The following is a 230-nucleotide window of genomic DNA, read 5'->3' as shown; positions in this document are numbered from 1 at the left end:
AGCTTTACCCTGGAAACCTTGGATATTCGGCCGGAAGGATTCCCACCTTCCTCTCGCTACTCATTCCGGCATTCTCTCTTCCATACAGTCCACAGCTCCTTCCGGTACTGCTTCATCCTGTATGCAATGCTCCTCTACCAATGTCTACGACATTCCTGAGCTTCGGTGGTGTGTTTCAGCCCCGGACATTTTCGGCGCAGGACCTCTCGACTAGTGAGCTATTACGCACT

General features: G+C 52.2%; 1 rRNA gene. It reads right to left on the bottom strand.

Features of this window, described 5'->3' with window-relative positions:
* Nucleotides 1-230, bottom strand: a 23S ribosomal RNA gene (locus H6A32_RS16110); the annotation flags it as partial.

It is taken from the genome of Drancourtella massiliensis, assembly GCF_016900655.1.
Taxonomy (GTDB): domain Bacteria; phylum Bacillota; class Clostridia; order Lachnospirales; family Lachnospiraceae; genus Sellimonas; species Sellimonas catena.
This window is presented reverse-complemented; position numbering and strand designations above follow the sequence as displayed.